This window comes from Saccharothrix variisporea (assembly GCF_003634995.1).
Lineage (GTDB): Bacteria > Actinomycetota > Actinomycetes > Mycobacteriales > Pseudonocardiaceae > Actinosynnema > Actinosynnema variisporeum.
Genome location: NZ_RBXR01000001.1, coordinates 6,270,424 through 6,294,340, shown reverse-complemented (window position 1 = coordinate 6,294,340; position 23,917 = coordinate 6,270,424). Strand labels below are relative to the sequence as shown.

Sequence of the window (23,917 nt, the reverse complement as noted above, 5' to 3'; positions counted from 1 at the left end):
GCTGCACCCCTTCGGCAAATGACATTAGAGACAACGGTCACATTCGTCAACGATCTTCACATTCATGAATTGGGCGCGCTTAACGGCTTCAGCTCAGACAATTCCGGATCGGCCGCGGAAATCGTGAGGATGAGCAGGGCGTCGCCCGAGGGGCTGCCCGGCTCGGCGGTCAGCACCATCAAGCGCTGACCGGACCCGTCCGGGGCGGCCCACGTGTCGCAGTCCAGGGTCAGGTCGCCGACCACGGGGTGGCGGTAGTGCTTGGTGCCGTAGCTCGCGTCGTTGACGTGGTGCTCGGCCCACCAGGTCCGGAAGTCGGGGTCCTGGACCGACAGGTCGCCGACCAGCCGGGCCAGGTCGGGGTCGTCCGGGCGGGCCGCGGCCTCCATGCGCAGCGCCGCCACGGCGTCCCGGGCGTCGTGCGCCCAGTTCCGGTGCATCCCCCGGACGACCGGGTGCGTGAACAGCAGCCGCAGGTAGTTGCGCCGGTCGGCCGGGATGGCGGCGAAGTCGGTGTAGAGGGCGACGGCCGCGGGGTTCCAGGCCAGGACGTCCAGGCGGTCGCCCAGGACCAGGGCGGGTGTCCGGGTCAGCTGGTCGAGCAGCCGTCGCATGGCGGGGCGCACGCGCTGGGCGGTCCGGCGGCGGCGCGGTCGGGCGTCGGACCGGCCGGCCAGCTCGTAGAGGTACTTCTGCTGGTCGTCGTCCAGCCGCAGGGCGCGGACCAGGGTCTCCAGCGCGGACGCGGAGGCGCGGACGCGGCCCTGTTCCAGGCGCGTGTAGTAGTCGACGCTGATGGCGGCGAGCCGGGCGACCTCCTCGCGGCGCAGTCCGGCGACCCGGCGGGCGGAGGTCTCGGGCAGGCCGCAGTCGCCCGGGGTCAGCTGGGACCGGCGGGCCTTGAGGAATGCGCCCAGCGCCTTGGCGTCGGGGTCGTGGCTCATGCCTCCAGTGTCGGGCGCGCGGGCCGTGCGTGAGGGGGCAGGTTCTTTCCCAGGCACAAACCCGTCTCTCCCGGCCGGGGCGGGCAGAGCGGAACGTAGAGGTCGCCAGACCACCACCGCTTCGAGGAGAACGCCTCCGATGTCCACCACCCCCGTCAGCTTCGACAGCGCCGGCATCACGCTCGCCGGCCACCTGCACACCCCGGACGCGCCGGCGTCCGGCCCGCGGCCCGCGCTCGTCGTCGGCCACCCCGGCACCGGCGTGAAGGAGCAAGCCGCCGGCACCTACGCGCGGAGGCTCGCGGAGCGCGGCTTCGTCACGCTCGCCTTCGACGCCGCCCACCAGGGCGAGTCCGGCGGGCTGCCGCGCGGCCTGGAGGACCCCGCCCGGCGCGTCGAGGACTTCAAGGGGGCCGTCTCCTTCCTCTCCACCCGCGCCGAGGTCGACCCCGACCGCATCGGGGTGCTGGGCATCTGCGCGTCCGGCGGGTACTCCCTGTCCGCCGCCGGTGGCGACCAGCGGGTCAAGGCCGTCGCCACGGTCAGCGGCGTGGACGTCGCCCGCCAGTTCCGCCTCGGCGCCGACGGCACCCAGGACCCGGCCGTCTTCCGCGGCCTGCTCGCCGCCGCCGCCCGAGCCCGCATCGCCGCCGCGCGCGGCGAGGACCCCGGCGCGTTGCCGGTGTTCCCGGAGACCGCCGACCAGGCCGCCGCCCTCGGCGGTGAGCACGGTGTCGAGGGCTTCGAGTACTACTGCACCCCGCGCGGCGCGCACGAACGGTCGGCGAAGGCCTTCGTGTGGGACAGCGTCGACAAGCTGGCCGCGTTCGACGCCTTCCACGCCGTGCCGCTCATCGCCCCGCGCCCGCTGCTCCAGGTCGTGGGGACGCGGGCGGTCACCTCGTGGATGGCCGTCGAGGTCCACCAGCGCGCCGCCGGGACCGGGGAGCTGCACTGGCTCGAGGGAGCGAGCCACGTCGACCTGTACGACCGGGACCGGCACGTCGGCGCCGCGGTCGACAAGCTCGCCGAGTTCTTCACCGCCCACCTGGGACAGTGACGCCCGGGTCTCAGGTGGACCGCTCTATCCTCCGCCGGAGAACCGGTCTGGGGGACAGATGGACGACTTCCTGCTCTACACCGTCGGCGTGCCGCTGACGTTCCTGGCGCTGGTGCTCGGCATGGCGCTGGCCGCCCGCCGCATCCTCGGGCTGCGGGTCGGGCTCATCCGCACGACCTTCGCGTGCCTGCTGGGGTTGTCGATCAGCGCCGGGGTGCTGTCGGACACGCCGGACGAGGTGACGGGCGCGTTGAGCACCGTCCAGTTCGGCATCTCGCTGCTCGTGACGATCGGCCTGCTGGCCTTCGCCGAGGTCGTCGTGCCCACCGGGTCGATCCCGCCGCCCACCGAGTGGTGGCGGGCGGCCCGCGCCCGGGTCGCCCGCACCCGCCGGTACTCGCGCATCACCGCCATCGCGTTCCGCCACGGCCTCGGCCCCTACCTGCGCGGGCGGGAGCGCACCGACACGCGGGTCGCGCGGTCGCTGCGGCTCGCGCTGGAAGAGGCCGGGGTGACGTTCGTGAAGCTCGGCCAGGTGCTGTCGACCCGGCCGGACCTGCTGCCGCCCGACGTCGTCGACGAGCTGACCTTGTTGCAGGACAAGGTGCCCGCCGCGCCGTGGGCGGACGTGCGGGAGGTGCTGGTGGCCGAGATCGGGGCGCCCGAGGACGTGTTCGCCGAGTTCGACCAGACGCCCATCGCGGCGGCGTCCGTGGCGCAGGTGCACCGGGCGCGGCTGAAGTCGGGCGAGGAGGTCGTGGTGAAGGTGCAGCGACCCGGGGTGCGGCGGGTCGCGGAGGGCGACCTGGACATCGTGAACCGGCTCGCCGCCACCCTGCACGACCGGACCCGGTGGGGCCGCGCGATCGGCGTGCGCGACCTGGCCGCCGGGTTCTCCGCCGCGCTGCGCGAGGAACTGGACTTCCGGGTCGAGGCGCGCAACCTGGTCGCGGTGCGGGCGGCGTCCGGCGAGAACGGCGTCGTCCTGCCCCGCGCGCACGAAGACCTGTGCACCGCAAGGGTTCTCGTGATGGACCGGCTCGACGGCGTGCCCCTGCGGTCGGCTCCGCTGGACTCCGTCGACCGCGACGCACTGGCCAAGTCGCTGCTGGACGTGCTGCTGCGCCAGGTGATGCTCAACGGCGTCTTCCACGCCGACCCGCACCCCGGCAACATCATGCTGCTGCACGACGGCCGCCTGGGCCTGCTCGACTTCGGTTCCGTGGGCCGCATCGACGCCCAACTCCGGTCCGCGCTGGGCAAGATGCTGCTCGCCATCGACCACGGCGACCCCGCCGGCCTGCGCGACGCCCTGCTGGAACTGGTCGCCCGGCCCGACGAGATCGACGAGCAGCAGCTGGAACGCGCGCTCGGGCAGTTCATGGCCCGGCACCTCAGCGCCGGGATGCGGCCGGACGTCGAGATGTTCGGCGACCTGTTCAAGCTGGTCTACCGGTACGGGTTGAGCATCCCGCCGGAGATCGCCGCGGTGTTCCGGGCGCTGGCCACCGTCGAGGGCACGCTGGGCGCGCTGTCACCCGGGTTCAACATCGTGGTCGAGTCGAGGGCGTTCGCGGACAAGCAGTTCAGTGAACGCCTCACGCCGGAGTCGTTGCGCACCACGGTGTCCGCGGAACTGGCGTCCATGCTGCCGTTGCTCAAACGCCTGCCCCGGCGGGCGGAACGCATCTCCAGCGCCCTGGAACAGGGGCGACTGGGCTTGAACATGCGCCTGTTCGCAGACGACCGGGACCGCCAGTTCATCACCTCCTTGCTGCACCAGGTGATGCTCACCGTTCTCGGCGCAACGGCCGGCTTGATGGCGGTCCTGTTGCTCGGCGCTGACGGTGGTCCGAACGTCACCCCGGACATCACGCTGTACCAGGTCTTCGGCTACAACCTGCTGGTCATCAGCGTGCTGCTCGGCCTACGGGTCGTGGTCACCGTCTTCCGTCCCCGTAGGGTGGAGGCATGAGCATCCACGACATCGCCGTGAACACCCTGGCCGGCGAGCCGAGCAGCCTGGGATCGTTGCGGGGCAAGGCGTTGCTGGTGGTCAACGTGGCGTCGAAGTGCGGTCTCACGCCGCAGTACACCGGGTTGGAGCGGCTCCAGCAGCGCTTCGGCGAGGCCGGGTTCTCCGTGGTCGGGTTCCCGTGCAACCAGTTCGCCGGGCAGGAGCCGGGCACGGCGGAGGAGATCTCGACCTTCTGCTCCACCACCTACGGCGTGACCTTCCCCCTGTTCGAGAAGATCGAGGTCAACGGCCCCGGCCGGCACCCGCTGTACGCGGAGCTGACCGCGCACGCCGACGCCGACGGCACCGCAGGTGACGTGCAGTGGAACTTCGAGAAGTTCCTGATCTCCCCCGAGGGCGAGGTCGTGGCCCGGTTCCGGCCGCGCACCGAGCCGGAGGACGACGACGTCGTCAAGGCCATCGAGGCCGTGCTGCCCTGAGCCGTGCTGCCCCGAGCCGTCCTGCCCTGACCTCGGCGTTCGGGTCTTTCGACCCCTAGGCGGGACCCGGCGCCGGGCGTATGGTCGGCTGCCGCGGCGTCGGGGCCGGTCGCGTAGGGGTGACCGGTAGCCGGAAGGCTCCCCCGGCGCCGCGGGCTCGCCTTCCGGTCCGCCGCACTTGTCGGGAGACCGGACATGAGACCACTCGCACGAGCGGCCGGGGCGGTAGCCGCCCTCGCCGCGGGCCTTCTCGTACCCGTGGGCACCGCGCACGCCCACGCCCCCTCGGGGGCCATCTTCACCACCCTGCCGGACGGCAGCGAGGTCAACTTCAACCACTTCCCCTCCAAGCAGGACGTCTACCTCGACGGCGGCCCCGGTCCGGGCGCGCCGCAGGACGCCGCGGGCCTGGACGACGGCACCTACGTGTTCCAGGTGACCGACCCGAGCGGCAAGGTGCTGCTGTCCACCGACCCGGCCGCGTGCCGGCAGTTCACGGTGTCCGGCGGCGTCATCACCGGCGTCGTCGACACCAGCTGCGAGCACGTGACCGGCACCGACGTCGACCACAACGCCACCACCGTGCAGCTGTACCCGTACCTGGACACGCCCAACAACGGCGGCGTCTACAAGGTCTGGGTCACCACGGTCGAGGACTACCTGCTCGGCTGCTCGCAGCTCGGCGTCCCCAACGGCCTCGCCGTCGTGGACTGCGGCAGCACCGGCGGCAACCGCCACGGCTTCATCCCGGCGCACAGCAAGACCGACAACTTCAAGGTCGGTGACAAGGTCATCGTCGAGATCGACACCCGCTTCAACCGCTGGGACACCGTGGGCCCGCTGGACGGCAAGAAGGTCACGTGGACCGACACCAACGGCGCGTCGAACACCAAGTGGTCGTACTACGCGCCCGAGCTGTCCGTGTTCCACGAAGCGCACGTGGAGGCCGTGGAGACCGGCGTCCACAAGATCACCGTCGACCACCAGGCCAGCTGCCACGTGGAACGCGTGGACGTGCAGAACCAGCACCTCAGCGGCCCGGGGACGGTGTCGGTGCGGATCTCGAACCTGTCCCAGGAGAAGACCGTGTTCGTGGACGTGCTGTGCTCGTGACCTGCCCACCCGGACCGCGCATGGCACAGTGGAGGCCATGGAGGTCCTGATCTCGGAAGCCCGGCGCCGCCACGCCCTCGGCACGGCGCCGGGCCGGATCTTCGCCGAACTGGCCGTCTTCGCCGACCCGCGCGAGGCCGCGGTGGCGGTGTGCGTGGCCCTGGGCATCGCACGTGCCGAAGCCGAGCGCTCGGTGGGCGCACCGGGCCAGAACCCGGAGTTCTGGGACCTGACCGGCTACGCCCGCCTGTCCCGCTTGGAGGCCGCCCACGAGATCGGCGGCCTGCTGGAGGGCGTCGGCGTCTTCCACACCCCGAACCGGCGCTGAGCGGGGATGACGGACGAGACGTCCGCCATCCCCACCGCCGGTCAGCACTCGATGACGTTCACCGCCAGACCGCCGCGCGCGGTCTCCTTGTACTTGACCTTCATGTCCTTGCCGGTCTCGCGCATGGTCTTGATGACCTTGTCCAACGACACGAAGTGCGAGCCGTCGCCGCGCAGTGCCATCCGGGCCGCCGTGATGGCCTTGATGGACGCCAGCGCGTTGCGCTCGATGCACGGGATCTGCACCAGGCCGCCGATCGGGTCGCAGGTCAGGCCCAGGTTGTGCTCCATCGCGATCTCGGCCGCGTTCTCCACCTGCTCCGGCGTCCCGCCCAGCACCTCGGCCAGGCCGCCCGCCGCCATGGAGCACGCCGAGCCGACCTCGCCCTGGCACCCCACCTCGGCACCCGAGATCGACGCGTTCTCCTTGAACAGCACGCCGACCGCCCCCGCCGTGAGCAGGAACCGGACGACACCGTCGTCGGACGCGCCGGGCACGAACCGGGTGTAGTAGTGCAGGACCGCCGGGACGATGCCCGCCGCACCGTTGGTCGGCGCGGTCACCACCCGGCCGCCGGCCGCGTTCTCCTCGTTCACCGCCAGGGCGAACAAGGTCACCCAGTCCATCACCCGCAACGGGTCGGTGGCGTAGTGCTCGGCGGCCATCCGCTGCCGCATCTCGGCCGCCCGCCGCCGGACCTTCAGGCCACCCGGCAGCACACCGGTCTCCGTGCAGCCCCGCTCGACGCACTCCTGCATGACGCTCCAGATGTGCAGCAGGCCCGACCGGACCTCCTCCTCCGTGCGCCACGACAGCTCGTTGGCCAGCATGACCTCCGAGATGGACAGGCCGGTCTCCCGCGTCCGCGCCAGCAGCTCGTCGCCGGTCTTGAACGGGTGCGCCAGCTCGGTCTCGTCGGCCTTGATGCGGTCGGTGCCGGTGGCGTTCTCGTCGACCACGAAACCGCCGCCGACCGAGTAGTACACGGCCTCGTCCAGCACCTCGTCGCCCGCGTACGCCGTGAAGCTCATCCCGTTGGGGTGCAGCGGCAGCGACTTGCGCCGGTGCATCACCAGGTCGGTGTCCTCGTCGAACGCGATGTCCCGGGCGCCGCCGAGCAGCAGCCGCTTCGACGCGCGGATCGCGGCCACGCGCTCGTCGGCGGCGGCCGGGTCGACCTCCTCGGGCTTGTGGCCCTCCAACCCCAGCAACACGGCCTTGGGGCTGCCGTGCCCGTGCCCGGTCGCGCCCAGCGAGCCGAACAGCTGGGCGTGCACGCGGTCCACCGACGTCAGCCGGTGCCCCAGGCGCGCGACGAACATCGTGGCCGCGCGCATCGGGCCGACCGTGTGGGAGCTCGACGGCCCGATGCCGACGGAGAACAGGTCGAAGACGCTGATCGCCACGGCGGGTCAGTCCCCGGTCAGTTCCGCGTACTTGCCGGCGGTCAGCAGGCCCGTCGCGTCCTCGACGCGCACCTTGAACAGCCAGCCGGCGCCGTACGGGTCGTTGTTGATCAGCGACGGGTCGTCGGCGGCGGCCTGGTTGACCTCCACCACCTCGCCGCTGACCGGCGCGTACAGGTCGCTCACGGACTTGGTGGACTCCAGCTCGCCGCACACCTCGCCGGACTTCACGTGCTCGCCGACGGTCGGCAGCTGCACGAACACGATGTCACCGAGTGACTCCGCCGCGTAGGAGGTGATGCCGATCGCCACGGGGTCCTGGGTACCCGGCGCCCAGTCCACCCACTCGTGCTCTGCGGTGTAGAGCAGGTTCTCCGGAAAGGTCATGGTCAGCGCTCCCTGAGGCCACGGGTCTGGTCAGATGCCCCACTCTGTCCTGGGACCTGAGAGCTTCGCTGCGGCGTTGCAGCTTGCACCGTGGGTGCGCGCGGTGAAGCACGCTTTCCAGAGTCGCCTCGCCCGAGCGGTTCTCGTTGCCTGAGAGTGTGCGGGGTACTTGCTCCTTCGGCGCCCCGGACGTGCCGGGGACTCTCCCGCTCGGGTTCCGGTGCCCGCGTGGGCACCCCGGCCGATGTTCAGTTGGGCGGTCGCGAGCACGCTAAGTCCCCGCCCGCGCGGGTGTCAACGCGCGTCCAGAGTTGTTCGCTCGACACAAACGGACCCCTGCTGGTTGGTGCTGCCCGCACGATGACAGTGGATTCGGAGTACCGGACCTTGGGCGTAACAACGGCTGTAAGGAGCCCACCGTGCGGATCTCAGTACCCCGCGAGATCAAGAACCACGAGTACCGCGTCGCGCTGACCCCCGCCGGCGCCCACGAGCTGACCCTGCGCGGCCACGACGTGTTCGTCGAGGCGGGCGCGGGCCTCGGGTCCGCCATCACCGACGAGGAGTACCTCGCGGCCGGCGCGAAGGTCCTGGCCACCGCCGAGGACGTGTGGGCCGAGGGCGACCTGGTGCTCAAGGTCAAGGAGCCGATCGCGCGGGAGTACCCGCTGCTGCGCAAGGGCCAGACCCTGTTCACCTACCTGCACCTGGCCGCCGACCGGCCGTTGACCGAGGCGCTGATCGCGTCCGGGACGACCGCGATCGCGTACGAGACCGTGCAGACCGCGAACGGCGCGCTGCCGCTGCTGGCCCCGATGTCCGAGGTGGCGGGCCGGCTGGCGCCGCAGGTGGGCGCGTTCTCGCTGATGAAGCCGTCCGGCGGCCGGGGCGTGCTGCCCGGTGGCGTGCCCGGCGTGCACCCGGCGCGCGTGGTCGTCATCGGCGGTGGCGTGGCCGGTCTGAACGCGGCGACCATCGCGGTGGGCATGGGCGCGGACGTGGAGATCCTCGACACCAACGTGGACCGGCTGCGGCACATCGACGCCCTCTACCGGGGGCAGCTGCGCACCGTCACGTCCAACCGGTACTCGGTCGAGCAGGCCGTGCGCGAGGCCGACCTGGTCATCGGCGCAGTCCTGGTGCCGGGCGCGAAGGCCCCGAAGCTGGTGTCCAACGAGCTGGTGGCGCAGATGAAGCCCGGCTCGGTGCTGGTGGACATCGCGATCGACCAGGGCGGCTGCTTCGCCGACTCCCGCCCGACCACGCACGCCGACCCGACCTACCAGGTGCACGAGTCGGTCTTCTACTGCGTGGCGAACATGCCGGGCGCGGTGCCGCGGACCTCGACGTACGCGCTGACCAACGTGACCCTGCCCTACGCCGTGGCGCTGGCCGACAAGGGCTGGCAGGCGGCCCTGCGGGCGGACAAGTCCCTCGCGCTCGGTCTGAACGTGCACGAGGGCCTGCTGACCAACGAGCCGGTCGCCCAAGCGCACGACCTGAGCTACACGCCGTTCGAGGCCTGAGAGCGGCACTTCCCGGAGGAGGGGCGTCCACCGAATCCTGGTGGGCGCCCCTTCTCGCATGTGAGCGCTAAAAACGCGACCCGCTCAACCAGCCTGGGGGTCACTGGGAGCGGGTCGCGCAGCACCAATCCTAGCGGGGTCCGACGGGTCGTGCCCAGCCACCCCAGCCATCTGCGCACAAAACTTGACCCAACGGGACACGTTCTGTGTCCTCCCTCAAGCAATCGAGTGAATTCGGCGGGTAACAGGTAAGTCACGACGCCCGGTCGGCCGATGGTCAGAGCAGAACCCCGCCACCGCCACGCCACACCTCCGATCGGAGCGCACATGGCTGAACCACAGGGCTGGATCGACTGCCACGACCCCTTCGGACGGGACCGCTCGATGACCGTGCTGGTCGAGGACGACCGGGTCCTGCTGGTCGCGCCGCCGGGCGAGTCGGCTGTGTTGTCGGTCACCCAGACCCGCAGGCTGCACCGCCTGCTGGACCAGGCCGCCGACAGGATGTGAGCGGGGTGGACGAGACGTTGCGGGCCGCGGTGCTGCGCCGGTTGGCCCAGTTGGACGAGGTGGTCGAACGGGGTGCGGCCGAGGCCCTGGTGCCGCTCGCGCGCGCGGAGATCAACCGGCTGGCCGACTGCTGGCGCCTGCTGCTGACCGTGCACCAGCCCGATCCCGACGGCCGCTGCCGCGCCTGCCCGGGTGTGCTGCGGCACCGGAAGTGGCCTTGCCAGGTGTGGGCGATGGCCCACCAGCACCTGATCGGGGAGGGTCTGCCGCACCGGGAGCGCCGGCGTCCGCTGCGCAACCCGTTCCGGCACGACACCGGCCGGACCGACACCGACCCGACCGCCGAGATCCCCGTCGTGGTGTCGAAACCGCGACATGCCCTCCCGGACTGACCCTCCTAGGGCAGGATGGCGCCGACAGGCGCTATCCAGGAGGGACGCGTGCACGACGGCAGTGGCCGCATCGTGGTGCAGGGCTTGACCAAGCAGTTCGGTCCGGTCGCAGCGGTGCAGAATCTCAGCTTCACGGTGGAACCGGGGTCCGTGACCGGCTTCCTCGGACCGAACGGCGCGGGCAAGACGACGACGCTGCGCATGTTGCTCGGCCTGGTGACCCCGACCGCGGGCCACGGCCTGATCAACGGCCGGCCGTTCCACCAGCTCGGCAACCCGGCGCGGGTGGTGGGCGCGGTGCTGGAGGCGCAGGGCTTCCACCCCAAGCGCACCGCGCGCAACCACCTGCGGGTGTACGCGTCGGCGATCGGCGTGCCGGACCAGCGGGCGGACCAGGTCCTGGGCCTGGTCGGGCTCGGGCAGGCGGCCGACCGCAAGGCGGGCGGCTTCTCGCTGGGCATGAAGCAGCGGTTGGCGCTGGCCACCGCCCTGCTCGGCGACCCGCAGGTGCTGGTCCTCGACGAGCCCGCGAACGGCCTGGACCCGGAGGGCATCGCGTGGCTGCGGTCGTTCCTCCAGTCCTTCGCGCGCAGCGGGCGGACGGTGCTGATCTCCAGCCACCTGCTGGCCGAGGTCGAGCAGACCGTCGACCAGGTGGTGATCATCTCCCGCGGCCAGACCATGTACTACGGGCCCCTGGACAACCTGCGCGACTCGCAGCAGAGCCGGGTGCTGGTGCAGCCGTCGGACACGGGTGCGCTGGTCGCGGCGTTGCGGGCGGACGGCGTGACGACGCTGGAGCAGCTGCCGGACGGCCGCATCGCGGTGACCGGCGTGGAGAGCAAGCAGGTCGCCGACCTCGCGTTGAAGGCGGGCGTGTCGATCTACGGCATCCAGGAGGAGAAGGCGGACCTGGAGCAGCTGTTCTTCCGGCTCACCAACGGCCAGTACGCGGCCTCGGGCCCGAACCAGTACGCGGGTCAGCCGCAGGGCACCGGCTACTACGCGCCGCCGCAGGGCTACCAGCAGCCCGGTTACCAGCAGCCCGGTTACCAGACCCCGCCGCAGGGCTACCAGCAGCAACCGCAGCTCCCGCCGGGGTACCAGCAGCCGCCGACACCCCCGCCGGGCTACCCGCAACAACCCGACCCGTACCAGCAGCACAACCCCTACCAGCAGGGCCAGGGGCAGGGCGGACTCGGGGGCGGTGCGTGATGCTGGGCAACCTGATCAAGGCGGAGTTCCGCAAGACGACCACCACGGGCCTGTGGTGGGGTCTCATGATCCCGACGGTGCTGATCGCGCTGGGCTGGGCGCTGGCGACCGGGCTCATCGGCAAGGGCTTCATGGACGCCATCAACTCCTCCAACGCTGAGGAGCTGACCACGCTCATCGGCATCGACCCCTCCGAGTGGAAGGTGTCGCTGTTCGGGATGACCCGCAGCATCAACGTGGCGACCGTCTTCCCGATGATCTTCGGCGGGCTGGCGATCGCGAACGAGATCAACCGCAAGACGATCACCACCACGTTCCTCACCGCGCCCAACCGCGTGTCGGCGCTGAGCGCGAAGCTCGTGGTCTACCTCCTGTGGGGCGCGATCTACGGCATCGCGATCGTGGCGTCGGTGAGCATCGGCATCGCGATCACGTCGGACCCGAACACGCTGCCGGACGCGGGCGGGTGGCTCGCGATGGCCGGGGTGGGCGTGCTGTCGTCGATCCTGATGACGATGTTCGGCGTGGGCGTCGGCGCGCTGCTGACCAGCGTGGTCGGCACGACCGTGGTGCTGCTGCTGTACATGCTGGTCATCGAGAACGGCATCCAGATCGTGCTGGGCATCCAGCGCGTGCCGGAGGTCATCGGCTTCCTGCCCAACGGCTCGATCAACGGCCTGACCGGCTCGGTGGCGTCGTCGCTGTTCCTGTCCACGGCCGGCGTGGTGCCCGACGACCTGGAGGCCGCGATCCGGGCGTTCGCGGGCGCGCTGGGCGCGTTCGACTGGTGGCTGAGCGGGTTGATCTTCCTGGCGTGGACGGCGATCTTCTTCCTCGGCGGCTGGGCGGCTACTCAGCGCAAGGACATCACCTGATCTAGTGATCTTGATCGGCTCATGGCCGCCTCTCCCTGTGTGGTGAGGCGGCCATAAGCGTTTTCGCTTATCAACTCTGTCGGCACCCCGACCTAGGGTGGATTCCGTGACTACCACCCAGGGCTGGATCAGACGCCTCGCCACCGCCTGCTGGAAACACCGGGCGCTCGTGGTGTGGTCGGTGCTGGCCGCCGTCGTGGGGGTCGGTTTGCAGGCCGTCAGCCCGCTGCTCATCAAGACCGCCGTGGACGACGCGATGGCGGGCGAGACGTCCCGCCTGGGCTGGTTGGCGGCGGTGCTCGTCGGGTTGGAGCTGCTCACGTTCGGCACGGCGTTCGTGCGGCGGTTCCTGGGCGGGCGGCTGGCGGTGGACGTCCAGCACGACCTGCGGCAAGCCGTGTTCCACGCCGTGCAGCGGCTGGACGGGCCGAAGCAGGACACGTTGCGCACCGGGCAGGTGGTGTCCCGGTCGATCACCGACCTCCAGCTGGTCAACAGCCTGCTGTCGATGACACCGCTGGCGTTCGGCACGGTCGTGTTCGCGGTGGCGGCGCTGGTGGCGATGTTCTGGCTGTCGCCGCTGCTCACGGTGATCGCGCTGGTGGTGGTGCCGGCGGTGGCGCTGGTGGCGGGGCGCAGCCGGCTCACGCTGTTCCCGGCCACGTGGTCGGCGCAGCAGCGGGCGGCGGACGTGGCGCAGCACGTCGAGGAGACCGTCACCGGCGTGCGGGTGGTGAAGGGCTTCGGGCAGGAGGAGCGGGAGGTCGCGCGGCTGGAGGAGCGGGCCGCGGTGCTGTTCGCGGAGCGGATGCGGGCCGCGCGGCTCACGTCCCGGCCGACCGCGACGCTGGCGGCGCTGCCGTTCGTCGGGCAGGTGGCGGTGCTGGCGCTGGGCGGGTGGCTGGCGTTGCGCGGCGACGTGTCGTTGGGCACGTTCCTGGCGTTCGCGACCTACGTGGCCAACCTGGTCGGGCCGACCCGGCTGCTGTCGAGCCTGATGGTGACCGCGCAGCTGGCCCGCGCCGGCGTGGAGCGGGTGTACGAGCTGGTCGACTCGCAGCCGGACGTGGTGGACGGGTCCGCCGAGGTGCCCGACGGGCCGGTGTCGGTGGAGCTGGACGACGTGACCTTCGGGTACACGCGCAGCGAGCCGGTGCTGTCCGAGGTGTCGCTGAAGGTCGCGCCGGGCGAGACGCTGGCCGTGGTGGGCACGGCGGGGTCGGGCAAGTCGACGGTGTCGCTGCTGCTGCCCCGGTTCTACGACGTGCACGAGGGCGCGATCCGGGTCGGCGGGGTCGACGTGCGGCAGGTGCGGCTGGAGTCGTTGCGGCGCGCGGTCGGGGTGGTGTTCGAGGAGGCGTTCCTGTTCTCCGACACCGTGCGGGCCAACATCGCCTACGGGCTGCCGGACGCGTCCGACGAGCAGGTCGAGGCGGCGGCGCGGGCGGCCGAGGCGCACGAGTTCATCTCGGCGCTGCCGGACGGGTACGACACGGTGGTGGGCGAGCGCGGCCTGACGCTGTCCGGCGGGCAGCGGCAGCGCGTGGCGCTGGCGCGGGCGCTGCTGTCCGACCCCCGGGTGCTGGTGCTCGACGACGCGACCTCGGCGGTGGACGCGGCCACGGAGGCGGCGATCCACCACACGTTGGCGCAGGTCACGGCCGAGCGGACGACGATCGTGATCGCGCACCGGCGGTCGTCGCTGGCGCTGGCCGACCGGATCGCGGTGCTCGACGCCGGCCGGGTGGTCGACGTGGGCACGCACGCCGAGCTGCACGAGCGGTGCCCGCTGTACCGGGAGCTGCTGGCCGGTCCCGGCGAGGCGATCGAGCAGGTCGACCCGCGGGCGGACGCGGCGCTGGAACCCGGTCCGGACGGGGTGACACCGGAGCTGTGGCCGTCGTCGGACGAGGACGAACTGGTCGTGCGGGCGGCGAACCGGACCGCGACGGCCGTCCCCAGGGGCACCCGCGGCGGCCGGAGCACGTCGGCGCTGCTCGGCGGCACACCGCCGACACCGGAGCTGGTGGAACGGGTGCACGCCCTGCCACCGGCCACCGAGCAGCCGGTGCTGCACGGCGAGGACCCGAGGGCCCCCGACCCGGGGTTCCGGCTGCGGACGCTGCTGCGGCCGGTGCGGTGGGCGATGCTCGGCGTCGGCGGGTTGCTGATGGTCGACTCGGCGCTGGCCGTCCTGCTGCCCAACCTGGTCCGGCTGGGCGTGGACCGGGGCGTGCTCGGGCACGACGCCGGGTGGCTGTGGTTCGCGGCCGGAGCCGGGCTGGTGCTGGTCGGGCTGGGGTGGCTGTCGTCGGCGGCGGGCACGGTCGTCACGTCCCGGGTCGGCGAGCGGCTGCTGTACCTGCTGCGGGTGCGCAGCTACGCGCACCTCCAGCGGCTGGGGCTGGACTACTACGAGCGCGAGATGGCCGGCCGGATCATGACCCGGATGACCACGGACGTGGACGCGCTGTCGAGCTTCCTGCAGACCGGGCTGACCACGTTCGTGATCAGCGTGCTCACCGTGGTGGGCATCGCGGTGGCGCTGGTGGTGACCGACCCGTCGCTGGCGCTGGTCGCGCTGGCCGTGCTGCCGGTGCTGGCGGTGGCGACGGTGATCTTCCAGCGGCTGTCGTCGCGGGCGTACGCGCAGGCGCGGGAGCGGATCAGCGCGGTGAACGCCGACCTGCAGGAGAACGTGTCCGGGCTGCGGGTGTCGCAGGCGTACACGCGGGAGGCGCGGTCGGCGGAGGCGTTCGCCGAGCGCAGCGACGCCTACCGGCGGTCCCGGATCCGGGCGCAGCGGTACATCGCCACCTACTTCCCGTTCCTGGCGCTGCTGTCCGGGGTGGCGCAGGCGGCGATCCTGGTGGTGGGGGCGTACCGGGTGGCGGAGGGGACGCTGTCGCCGGGCGTGCTGCTGGCGTTCGTGCTGTACCTGGGGTTGTTCTTCGCGCCGCTGTACCAGCTCTCGGGCGTGTTCGACGGGTACCAGCAGGCGCGCGTGGGCCTGAGCCGGATCGGCGACCTGCTGCGCACACCGACCAGCGTGCCGCCGGCGGAGGCACCCGTGCCCGTGCCGGCGCTGCGCGGCGAGGTGGAGCTGCGGGACGTCACGTTCACCTACCCGGGCACGTCCCGACCGGCGCTGGACGGGGTGTCGCTGCGGGTGGCGCCGGGCGAGACCGTGGCGCTGGTGGGCGAGACGGGCGCGGGCAAGTCCACCCTGGTCAAGCTGGTGGCGCGGTTCTACGACGTGACCGGGGGCCAGGTGCTGGTGGACGGCGTGGACATCCGCTCCTACGACCTGGGCCAGTTCCGGCGGCACCTGGGCGTCGTGCCCCAGGAGGCGCACCTGTTCGGCGGTGACGTGGCCGAGAACGTGGCCTACGGCCGCCCGGAGGCGTCCCGCGCGGAGGTGGAGCGGGCCGTGCGCTCGGTGGGCGCGCTGCCGGTCGTGGCCGCGCTGCCGTCGGCGTTCCACCAGCAGGTGGGCGAGCGCGGGCAGAACCTGTCGGCCGGTCAGCGGCAGCTCATCGCGCTGGCGCGGGCCGAGCTGGTCCAGCCGTCCCTGCTCCTGCTCGACGAGGCGACGGCTGCTCTGGACCCGTCGACGGAGTCGGCGGTCCTGGCGGCCGGCGACCACCTGGCGGGTTCCCGAACAACCTTCGTGGTGGCCCACCGCCTGGCCACCGCGGCCCGAGCGGACCGGATCGTGGTGCTCTCGGAGGGCCGAATCGCGGAGCAGGGCACGCACGAAGAGCTCCTGGCGGCCGGCGGCCACTACGCCCGCCTGTGGTCCCACAGCACCACAACACACCAACCAGCCCCCACACACTGACCCGCCACAACACACGCCCGCCCCCGCCCGGCAGGCCAACGCGCCCGGGATGCCGTACGGCACTCCGGGCGGGTTGGGTGGGGTCACTTCTCAGCGGTCAGCAGCTCGTCCAGGCGCTCGTAGCCCTCGTTGACGCCGACCTCCATGCCGCTGGACAGGGCCATGTCGCGCGCCTCCTTCGAGTCGAACACGCTCACGCCCCGCAGGCGGGTGCGGCCGTCGCCCAGGTCCTCGAAGGTGATCGTCTCCAGGGCCACGCCGTCCGGCACGCCCTCCCAGGTGAACGTCTGCACGATCCGCTCCCCCGGCCGCACCTCGTGGAACGACCCGTAGAACCGGTATTCGCCCTGGTCGTCGCGGTGCACGTAGCGGTACTCGCCGCCGGTGCGGGCGTCCCAGGTGACGATCTCCATCTCCAGCCGGCGCGGGCCCAGCCACTTCTTCACCAGCTCGGGCTCGACGTGCGCCCGGAACACCGCCGCCGGGGGCGCGTCGAACTCGCGCACGATCTCGATCGTCGGCAGGTCGGGGTTGGCCGCAATGGTGGTCTCGTGGTGCGTGGTGGTGCTCATGACGCGTCTTCCTCCCGGGTCTGGGTCTGGCTCTCGCTGTCGTCGGCCAGCTCGGCGAGCACGGCGTCGAGCCGCTGGTACCGCTGCTCGGCCTCCCGCCGGTAGCGCTCGATCCACTTGGTCATCAGGTCGAACACCTCCGCTTCGAGGTGCACCGGCCTCCGCTGGGCCTGTCGACTCCGACTGACCAGTCCGGCGTCCTCCAACACCTTGAGGTGCTTGGACACCGCCTGCACGGTCACGGCGTAGGGCTCGGCCAACTCGTTGACGGTCGCGTCCGCCACCGCGAGCCGGGCGACCATGTCGCGCCGGATGGGGTCCGCCAAGGCCGCGAACACCCGCGAAAGCCGATCCTCCACTGCCGTTCTCCTTACTCAACCTCTCGGTTGAACAAACCGTACGACCGAAGCCAGTGCTTGTCAACCGATGAGTTGAACAAGCAGCTCAGCGACCTGGTGACCCGAACCCACCGTGGCGCTCGCCACGACCCGACCCGCTGAGCCGGACGAGTGGTGCATCCTCGGACCCCAGCACCCCACGAAGGCGCTCCACCCGAGACGGACCTGGGCTGTTGCATCAAGAACAGCTCAAGCACCCGTCACGCGATCCACGTCCGGATCGATCCTGTGATCGAGCACTCCTTGCCCGGCCCCTCCTGTGTATGAACTGCACCAGACGGGGGACTAGCCTGACCATGAGTGAGTCATTACCAAGAGCGAGATGGATAGAGGCGAGCGCCAGCCGTGTCCAGCAGCAGTCCTGCTTCACAGTTCGGCCCCAACGAGTGGCTGGTCGAGGAGATGTACGAGCAGTTCCTCGCCGACCCGTCGTCCGTAGACCCGGCCTGGCACGACTTCTTCGCCGACTACAAGTCGACGCAGCGGTCGGGCAACGGCGCGGCCACGGCGGCGGCGTCCACGACCACCACCACGGCCACCGACAACGGCACGGCGGCCCCGACGGCCACCGCGACCAAGCCGCAGCCCCAGCCCGCGAAGCCGGCCGCCAAGCCGCAGCAGGCCGCTCCCGCGAAGCCGGCGCCCGCGCAGGCCGCCAAGGCCACGCCGGTGCAGCCCACGGCCGGCGCGGAGCAGAAGCAGCTGCGCGGCGCGGCAGCCGCCATCGCGAAGAACATGGAGCTGTCGCTCACCGTCCCGACCGCGACGAGTGTGCGCGCCGTGCCCGCGAAGCTGCTGGCCGACAACCGCATCGTGATCAACAACCACCTCAAGCGGACCCGCGGTGGGAAGGTCTCCTTCACCCACCTGATCGGCTACGCGGTGGTGCGGGCGCTCCAGGCGTACCCGAACATGAACCGGCACTACGCCGAGGTCGACGGCAAGCCGTTCGTGGTCACGCCCGAGCACGTGAACTTCGGCCTCGCGATCGACCTGCCCGGCAAGGACGGCTCCCGCTCGCTGGTGGTCGCCTCCATCAAGGGCTGCGAGAACATGACGTTCACGCAGTTCTGGCAGGCCTACGAGGACCTCATCCGCAAGGCCCGGTCCGGTTCGCTGACCACCGAGGACTTCTCGGGCACCACGATCTCGCTGACCAACCCGGGCACGATCGGCACCAACCACTCGGTGCCGCGCCTGACCGCGGGCCAGGGCGCGATCATCGGCGTCGGTGCGATGGAGTACCCCGCGCACTTCCAGGGCACCAGCGAGCAGGCCCTGGTCGAGATGGGCGTCAGCAAGATCATCACGCTGACCTCCACCTATGACCACCGCATCATCCAGGGCGCCGAGTCCGGCGAGTTCCTCAAGCGCATCCACCAGCTGCTGCTGGGCGAGGACGGCTTCTACGACGACGTCTTCACGTCGCTGCGGCTGCCCTACGAGCCGATCCGCTGGGTCGCCGACATCCCCGAGGGCGCGGTCGACAAGACCGCCCGCGTGATCGAGCTGATCGACGCGTTCCGCACCCGCGGCCACCTGATGGCCGACACGGACCCGCTGAACTACCGCCAGCGCAGCCACCAGGACCTCGACGTCCTGTCGCACGGCCTGACCCTGTGGGACCTGGACCGGGAGTTCCCGGTCGGCGGGTTCGCGGGCCAGGAGCGGATGAAGCTGCGCGACATCCTCGGCGTGCTGCGCAACTCGTACTGCCGCACGGTCGGCGTCGAGTACATGCACATCCTCGACCCGGAGGAGCGCCTCTGGATCCAGGAGCGCGTCGAGGTGCCGCACGAGAAGCCGCCGGCCACCGTGCAGAAGTACATCCTGTCCAAGCTCAACGCCGCCGAGGCGTTCGAGACGTTCCTCCAGACCAAGTACGTCGGCCAGAAGCGGTTCTCGCTGGAAGGCGGCGAGACGGTCATCCCGCTGCTGGACGCCGTCCTGGACAAGGCCGCCGAGCACGAGCTGGACGAGGTCGTCATCGGCATGCCGCACCGCGGCCGCCTCAACGTCCTGGCCAACATCGTCGGCAAGCCGATCTCGCAGATCTTCCGCGAGTTCGAGGGCAACCTCGACCCGGGCCAGGCGCACGGCTCCGGCGACGTGAAGTACCACCTGGGCGCCGAGGGCAAGTACTTCCGGATGTTCGGCGACGGCGAGACCAAGGTGTCGCTGACCGCGAACCCGTCGCACCTGGAGGCCGTGGACCCGGTGCTGGAGGGCATCGTCCGCGCCAAGCAGGACATGCTCGACAAGGGCGGTGAGGGCTTCACCGTGCTGCCGGTCGCGCTGCACGGCGACGCCGCGTTCGCCGGCCAGGGCGTCGTGGCCGAGACCCTGAACCTCGCCCTCGTGCGCGGCTACCGCACCGGCGGCACCGTGCACATCGTGGTGAACAACCAGGTCGGCTTCACCACCGCGCCCGAGCACTCGCGGTCGTCGAAGTACTCGACCGACGTGGCGAAGATGATCGGCGCGCCGGTCTTCCACGTGAACGGCGACGACCCGGAGGCGTGCTACTGGGTCGCGAAGCTGGCGGTGGACTACCGGCAGGCGTTCAACAAGGACGTCGTGATCGACATGGTCTGCTACCGCCGCCGCGGCCACAACGAGGGCGACGACCCCTCGATGACGCAGCCGGCGATGTACGACGTGATCGACACCAAGCGCTCGGTGCGCAAGATCTACACCGAGTCGCTGATCGGGCGCGGCGACATCTCCGTCGAGGAGGCCGAGAAGGCCCTCCAGGACTTCTCCTCGCAGCTGGAGCACGTCTTCAACGAGGTGCGCGAGCTGGAGAAGCACCCGATCAAGGCGTCGCCGTCGGTGGAGGCCGAGCAGCAGGTCCCGACCAAGCTGCCGACCGGCATCAGCCGCGAGGTGATCGAGAAGATCGCCGACGCGCACGTCAACCTGCCGGAGGGCTTCACCCCGCACCCGCGCGTCAAGCCGGTGCTGGAGCGGCGCGCGAAGATGGCCCGCGAGGGCGGCATCGACTGGGCGTTCGCCGAGCTGCTGGCGTTCGGGTCGCTGGTGCTGGAGGGCCGCACGGTCCGCCTGGCCGGCCAGGACTCGCGGCGCGGCACGTTCGTGCAGCGGCACGCCACGCTGGTGGACCGCAAGAAGTCCGACGAGTACACCCCGTTGCAGCACCTCGCCGAGGACCAGGGCAAGTTCATGGTCTACGACTCGGTGCTGTCGGAGTTCGCTGCGCTGGGCTTCGAGTACGGCTACTCGGTGGCCAACCCGGACGCGCTGGTGCTGTGGGAGGCGCAGTTCGGCGACTTCGTCAACGGCGCGCAGCCGATCATCGACGAGTTCATCTCGTCCGGTGAGGCGAAGTGGGGCCAGCGCTCGGACGTCGTCCTGCTCCTGCCCCACGGCCACGAGGGCCAGGGCCCGGACCACACGTCCGGCCGCATCGAGCGCTTCCTCCAGCTGTGCGCGGAGGGCTCGATGACCATCGCGGTCCCGTCGACCCCGGCGAACTACTTCCACCTCCTGCGCCGCCACGCCCTCGACGGCGTCAACCGCCCGCTGGTGGTCTTCACCCCGAAGTCGATGCTGCGCCTGAAGGCCGCGACCTCGCCGGTGGAGGACTTCGTCGAGGACCGCTTCAACTCGGTCATCGACGACGCCCACGCGACGGACCCGCAGGCCGTGCAGCGCGTCCTGCTGTGCAGCGGCAAGGTGTACTACGAGCTGCTGGCCGAGCAGGAGAAGCGCGGCCTGAACGACACGGCCGTGGTGCGCGTCGAGCAGCTCTACCCGGTGCCCGCGCGGAAGCTGACGGAGGCGCTGGAGCGCTACCCGAACGCGACCGACCTGCGCTGGGTCCAGGAGGAGCCGGCCAACCAGGGCGCCTGGCCGTTCCTGGGCTTGGCCCTGCCGGAGCTGCTGCCGTCGCGCTTCAACTTGAAGCGCGTCTCCCGCCGCCCGATGGCCGCGCCGTCGGCGGGTTCGTCGAAGGTCCACGAGGTCGAGCAGCGCGAGCTGATCGCGAAGGCGTTCGAGTAGGCCGGGATGTACTTCACCGACCGCGGCATCGAGGAGCTGGAAAGCCGGCGAGGCGAGGAAGAAGTGACCCTCGCCTGGCTGGCCGACCGCCTCCGAGCCTTCGTGGACGCGAACCCGGAGTTCGAAACGGCCGTCGAACGCCTGGCCACGTACCTGGCACGCGACGACCAGGACGACTTCGAGGACTGAGCACCAGACAAGGGGAAGGGCACTCGCCACGGCGGGTGCCCTTCCCCTTTCTCGACCACCCGCACCCAGCCCCCCGCTGCCGACGCAGCGGCCTTTTCGGGGCGGCTTTTCGGCGCGCGCAGCGCGCTGTTGTGCAGTGGTCTCAACCACAGGTGGAGGGCCTCGGTTCCCCCGCCGTATGGCCTGCCCGAAGGGCTACCACATTTTGGGTCGGGTGCAGCCGAAAGTTTTTGCGAGGAACGAGCAAAAAGTTTTAGCGGCACCCGGCCCGAAGTGTGGTTGGCTCCGCCAGGCCATGCGGCGGGGGAACCGACGCCCTTCACCCCCCGCTGGCGGCCTGCCGCGCGGCGAGCGCCGCTTTTCAGCTTTTGATCTTGAGAGCGCGCCAGCGCGTCCCAGCGCGAAGCGCGTTCGCCTTGAGAGCGAAGCGTTCCGGTTCAAAGATTAAAAGCGCCTCGCCGGCGGGCAGGCCACCAAAGATGACTCAACTGCAACGGCGGGGGCTTCTTGCTTTTGTCATCTCCGTATGGCCTGGCAGAGCCTACCACAGATTTCCCCGGGTGCCGCTAAAACTTTTTGCTCGTTCCTCGCAAAAACTTTCGGCTGCACCCGGGGAAATCTGTGGTAGCCCTTCGGGCAGGCCATACGGAGATGACAAAAGCAAGAAGCCCAAGTTGGGTTGTGTCCTCTCCGGCGGACTGCCACTCGGCAACGCCGGGCCGACTGCTCACTCGGCAAGGCGGGCTGACTGCTCGCTCGACGGACCGGATGTGCCGGAGGATCCGCGCTGCAGGCTGGTCAGTGGCGGGTGCGGTTGAGGGCTTGGGTGGTGGTTTCGGGGGAGAACGTTGTCGGGTCGAAGTCGTCGCCCGAGTCCAAGCCCAGCCATTCGAGCAGGTCGGCGTGGTCCTGGGCGGTCGGGTCCGTCACTGCCGCTTTCAGGTTCTCGTAGCCCCCCGGGCCGCCGCAGTCTTCGGGTGGGCACGCGCCCTCGCCTGCCGTGCACGCGATGTCGCTTGACGGGACGATCTTCTTCAACGTGATGTCGTGTTCCCAGTCGTCGCCGAAGTCGTAGGTGTAGAGGATCTTGTCGCCGACCTTCGCGAGCAGCTGGGACACGGTCACCGCGTGCTCGTCGCGGAACCCCAGGTCGCGGTCGGACGTGCCGTACCGGCCCGTGCGGTGTTCGAACGCGTGCATGTGGGAGTTGTCCCAGCCCATGGCTACCTGGACTACGTGGTGGAGCTCGCCGAGGGTGAGCTCGGCGGGTACGCGCAGCCTGCGCCAGACGGGCGGGTTCTCCACGTACCGGAGGCGGATCTCCAGCTCGTAGCCGACGCCGGCGCGATCCGGGCGAGGACGTGGGGTGCCCGGGTCGGTCAGCAGGGCCACCAGGCGGGGTGCGTCGGGGTGGTCGCTCGCCGCCAGGCGTGGCAGGGCCTCGGACACCCCGGTACCGATCTGCGCGTGCACCGCTTCCGCCACCACCTCCTCGGGGAGTTCGGGTGGCAGTTCGTCCAGTGTGGTGATCAGGGCGTCCACCGTCAGCCACGCCTTGTCGGCCTCGGCGAGCGCGGTGCCCGACCGTTGGGACAGCCAGGACCGGGCGTAGGCACCGAAGCCGTCCTTCGTGGCCCACTCGCGCCACGCGGGCTCGGCCTCGGGACCGCACTCGTCGAGCAACGCCAAGGCGGTGAGGCGGAGCCCGCCGGAGGTGTGCTCGGCGGCGGCGAGGAGGTCGCGGGCCGCTGCCGCGGGGGTGCGGGCGGACAGCCACGGGCGGGACATCACCAGTTTCAGCCTGTGCGGGAGGCCGTTCACCGCGGCGATCAGGGTCGCCGCGTCGAGGTCGGGGGACGGTGCGCCGTCGCGGAACACCAGGGCGGTGAACCACCGGCCGAGGAGGGTCGGCGTGACCTCGTCGCCCCGGAGCGCGGCGATGCCGAACTCGCTCAGCAGACCGGCGACCTGCCAGGCCGGTGGCCGGCCGGAACCGGACTCGTCGGCGTACCGCAGGGCCTCGGGCGACGTGCAGTCGGGGCACGAGCAGTCCAGTCCGGCGTCCCCGAAGAACTCCGCGATCGCCAGGCGCAGGTCGTCGAGCGTGACGGCGTCCTCGGCCTCGTGGAGGACGACGAGCGCGGCCAGGCGGGCGAGGTCGTCTTCCTCCATGTCGTCCGGAGGGGTGAGCAGCTCTTGCGCGCACCGGACCCACGCCTCGAGCACCTCCTCCGGCCGTCCCTCGCGCCACACCCGGAGGCCCGGTCCGACCCGCACCCGGTCCCCCACCTGTTCGATGAGGTCCGCGACGACCGCCACCGACCACACCGTCATCAGCGGGGCGATGTCCAGCGCGCTGCGGGGCTTGCGGGAGTGCGGCTCGATGCCGAGCAGGTCGCACAGCTCGACGGCGGCGGCGGGCTTCGGCACGCCCCGCTTGGTCACCTCGCGGCCGGAGCCGACCCAGTCGGCCAGCTTCAGCGCGGCGGTGAAGGCGACGGATCCTCGGGCTGCTGAGGCGAGTTGGCCGGTGCTGGCCATCGTTGCGCGAGGTGCCATGTGTACACGCTAGGGCACGCCGTGTTGCCCGCTCACGCTGCGTCGTTGTCCCGCAATGCACCCCGATCGGGTGGGATCCCCGCAACCCGCCGCCCCGATGGCGGGCGAGAGGTCGGGGGGCC

The 23,917-nt window shown here is 71.0% G+C and carries 19 protein-coding genes and 1 riboswitch; of the genes, 13 read left to right on the top strand and 6 right to left on the bottom strand.

Features of this window, described 5'->3' with window-relative positions; genetic code table 11:
• Nucleotides 1-62 precede the first annotated feature (62 nt).
• Nucleotides 63-944: a helix-turn-helix domain-containing protein gene (locus tag DFJ66_RS28700; RefSeq protein WP_121225608.1), complete on the bottom strand. Its 882-nt coding sequence runs from the start codon at nt 942-944 to the stop codon at nt 63-65.
• Between the two features lie 139 nt (nt 945-1,083).
• On the opposite strand from DFJ66_RS28700, the gene DFJ66_RS28695 reads away from it, so the two are divergent.
• From DFJ66_RS28695 to DFJ66_RS28675, 5 genes are all read left to right on the top strand, one after another.
• Entirely contained in the window at nt 1,084-2,004 is a 921-nt protein-coding gene (locus DFJ66_RS28695; RefSeq protein WP_121225606.1) for an alpha/beta hydrolase, read from the top strand.
• Between the two features lie 58 nt (nt 2,005-2,062).
• Entirely contained in the window at nt 2,063-3,979 is a 1,917-nt protein-coding gene (locus tag DFJ66_RS28690) for an ABC1 kinase family protein (RefSeq protein ID WP_121225604.1), read from the top strand.
• Nucleotides 3,976-4,461 (top strand): glutathione peroxidase, encoded by a 486-nt coding sequence (locus DFJ66_RS28685; protein WP_121225602.1) that lies wholly within the window; start codon nt 3,976-3,978, stop codon nt 4,459-4,461. Before DFJ66_RS28690 ends, DFJ66_RS28685 begins: the two co-directional genes overlap by 4 nt.
• Before the next feature lie 195 nt (nt 4,462-4,656).
• Nucleotides 4,657-5,574 (top strand): hypothetical protein, encoded by a 918-nt coding sequence (locus tag DFJ66_RS28680; protein WP_147459385.1) that lies wholly within the window; start codon nt 4,657-4,659, stop codon nt 5,572-5,574.
• A 37-nt stretch (nt 5,575-5,611) separates the two neighbouring features.
• A complete protein-coding gene (locus DFJ66_RS28675; protein ID WP_121225598.1) occupies nt 5,612-5,902 on the top strand; it encodes a hypothetical protein in 291 nt (96 codons plus the stop codon).
• 41 nt (nt 5,903-5,943) lie between these two features.
• Here the strand turns inward: DFJ66_RS28675 and DFJ66_RS28670 are convergent, their stop codons facing one another.
• Nucleotides 5,944-7,308 (bottom strand): L-serine ammonia-lyase, encoded by a 1,365-nt coding sequence (locus DFJ66_RS28670; protein WP_121225596.1) that lies wholly within the window; start codon nt 7,306-7,308, stop codon nt 5,944-5,946.
• Nucleotides 7,309-7,314: 6 nt separating this feature from the next.
• Nucleotides 7,315-7,695, bottom strand: coding sequence for a glycine cleavage system protein GcvH (gcvH, locus tag DFJ66_RS28665; protein ID WP_121225594.1), 381 nt, complete (start codon nt 7,693-7,695; stop codon nt 7,315-7,317).
• A 127-nt stretch (nt 7,696-7,822) separates the two neighbouring features.
• Nucleotides 7,823-7,914: riboswitch (glycine riboswitch) on the bottom strand.
• 200 nt (nt 7,915-8,114) lie between these two features.
• Between gcvH and ald the strand changes: the two genes are divergently transcribed.
• From ald to DFJ66_RS28635, 6 genes are all read left to right on the top strand, one after another.
• Entirely contained in the window at nt 8,115-9,221 is a 1,107-nt protein-coding gene (ald, locus tag DFJ66_RS28660) for an alanine dehydrogenase (RefSeq protein WP_121225591.1), read from the top strand.
• A 327-nt stretch (nt 9,222-9,548) separates the two neighbouring features.
• Nucleotides 9,549-9,731: a hypothetical protein gene (locus DFJ66_RS28655; protein WP_121225589.1), complete on the top strand. Its 183-nt coding sequence runs from the start codon at nt 9,549-9,551 to the stop codon at nt 9,729-9,731.
• Between the two features lie 5 nt (nt 9,732-9,736).
• The gene (locus DFJ66_RS28650) at nt 9,737-10,123 is read left to right on the top strand and encodes a hypothetical protein (RefSeq protein WP_121225587.1); all 387 of its coding nucleotides are present in this window, start codon (nt 9,737-9,739) and stop codon (nt 10,121-10,123) included.
• Between the two features lie 48 nt (nt 10,124-10,171).
• Nucleotides 10,172-11,338: an ABC transporter ATP-binding protein gene (locus tag DFJ66_RS28645; protein ID WP_121225585.1), complete on the top strand. Its 1,167-nt coding sequence runs from the start codon at nt 10,172-10,174 to the stop codon at nt 11,336-11,338.
• Entirely contained in the window at nt 11,338-12,213 is an 876-nt protein-coding gene (locus tag DFJ66_RS28640) for an ABC-2 transporter permease (protein ID WP_121225583.1), read from the top strand. Before DFJ66_RS28645 ends, DFJ66_RS28640 begins: the two co-directional genes overlap by 1 nt.
• A 97-nt stretch (nt 12,214-12,310) precedes the next feature.
• Nucleotides 12,311-16,054 (top strand): ABC transporter ATP-binding protein, encoded by a 3,744-nt coding sequence (locus DFJ66_RS28635; protein ID WP_121225581.1) that lies wholly within the window; start codon nt 12,311-12,313, stop codon nt 16,052-16,054.
• An 83-nt stretch (nt 16,055-16,137) separates the two neighbouring features.
• Here DFJ66_RS28635 and DFJ66_RS28630 read toward each other — a convergent pair whose 3' ends face one another.
• Both DFJ66_RS28630 and DFJ66_RS28625 read right to left on the bottom strand, forming a co-directional pair.
• Nucleotides 16,138-16,626, bottom strand: coding sequence for an SRPBCC family protein (locus DFJ66_RS28630; protein WP_121225579.1), 489 nt, complete (start codon nt 16,624-16,626; stop codon nt 16,138-16,140).
• The gene (locus DFJ66_RS28625; protein ID WP_121225577.1) at nt 16,623-16,985 is read right to left on the bottom strand and encodes an ArsR/SmtB family transcription factor; all 363 of its coding nucleotides are present in this window, start codon (nt 16,983-16,985) and stop codon (nt 16,623-16,625) included. Before DFJ66_RS28625 ends, DFJ66_RS28630 begins: the two co-directional genes overlap by 4 nt.
• Nucleotides 16,986-17,369: 384 nt before the next feature.
• Here DFJ66_RS28625 and DFJ66_RS28620 point away from each other — a divergent pair, with 384 nt between their 5' ends.
• Both DFJ66_RS28620 and DFJ66_RS28615 read left to right on the top strand, forming a co-directional pair.
• Complete coding sequence (locus DFJ66_RS28620) at nt 17,370-21,047, top strand: multifunctional oxoglutarate decarboxylase/oxoglutarate dehydrogenase thiamine pyrophosphate-binding subunit/dihydrolipoyllysine-residue succinyltransferase subunit (RefSeq protein WP_121225575.1); 3,678 nt, start codon at nt 17,370-17,372, stop codon at nt 21,045-21,047.
• Between the two features lie 6 nt (nt 21,048-21,053).
• Complete coding sequence (locus tag DFJ66_RS28615; RefSeq protein ID WP_121225573.1) at nt 21,054-21,236, top strand: DUF6104 family protein; 183 nt, start codon at nt 21,054-21,056, stop codon at nt 21,234-21,236.
• Nucleotides 21,237-22,034: 798 nt separating this feature from the next.
• On the opposite strand, the gene DFJ66_RS28610 is transcribed toward DFJ66_RS28615, so the two are convergent.
• Nucleotides 22,035-23,795: a plasmid pRiA4b ORF-3 family protein gene (locus DFJ66_RS28610; protein ID WP_121225571.1), complete on the bottom strand. Its 1,761-nt coding sequence runs from the start codon at nt 23,793-23,795 to the stop codon at nt 22,035-22,037.
• Between the last annotated feature and the right edge of the window lie 122 nt (nt 23,796-23,917).

Coding starts and splice junctions, on each gene's coding strand:
- DFJ66_RS28675 (WP_121225598.1), top strand. CDS start 5,612: ATGGAGGTCCTGATCTCGGAAGCCCGGCGCCGCCACGCCCTCGGCACG.
- DFJ66_RS28690 (WP_121225604.1), top strand. CDS start 2,063: ATGGACGACTTCCTGCTCTACACCGTCGGCGTGCCGCTGACGTTCCTG.
- DFJ66_RS28610 (WP_121225571.1), bottom strand. CDS start 23,795: ATGGCACCTCGCGCAACGATGGCCAGCACCGGCCAACTCGCCTCAGCA.
- DFJ66_RS28655 (WP_121225589.1), top strand. CDS start 9,549: ATGGCTGAACCACAGGGCTGGATCGACTGCCACGACCCCTTCGGACGG.
- DFJ66_RS28615 (WP_121225573.1), top strand. CDS start 21,054: ATGTACTTCACCGACCGCGGCATCGAGGAGCTGGAAAGCCGGCGAGGC.
- DFJ66_RS28640 (WP_121225583.1), top strand. CDS start 11,338: ATGCTGGGCAACCTGATCAAGGCGGAGTTCCGCAAGACGACCACCACG.
- gcvH (WP_121225594.1), bottom strand. CDS start 7,695: ATGACCTTTCCGGAGAACCTGCTCTACACCGCAGAGCACGAGTGGGTG.
- DFJ66_RS28700 (WP_121225608.1), bottom strand. CDS start 944: ATGAGCCACGACCCCGACGCCAAGGCGCTGGGCGCATTCCTCAAGGCC.
- DFJ66_RS28695 (WP_121225606.1), top strand. CDS start 1,084: ATGTCCACCACCCCCGTCAGCTTCGACAGCGCCGGCATCACGCTCGCC.
- DFJ66_RS28685 (WP_121225602.1), top strand. CDS start 3,976: ATGAGCATCCACGACATCGCCGTGAACACCCTGGCCGGCGAGCCGAGC.
- DFJ66_RS28680 (WP_147459385.1), top strand. CDS start 4,657: ATGAGACCACTCGCACGAGCGGCCGGGGCGGTAGCCGCCCTCGCCGCG.
- DFJ66_RS28630 (WP_121225579.1), bottom strand. CDS start 16,626: ATGAGCACCACCACGCACCACGAGACCACCATTGCGGCCAACCCCGAC.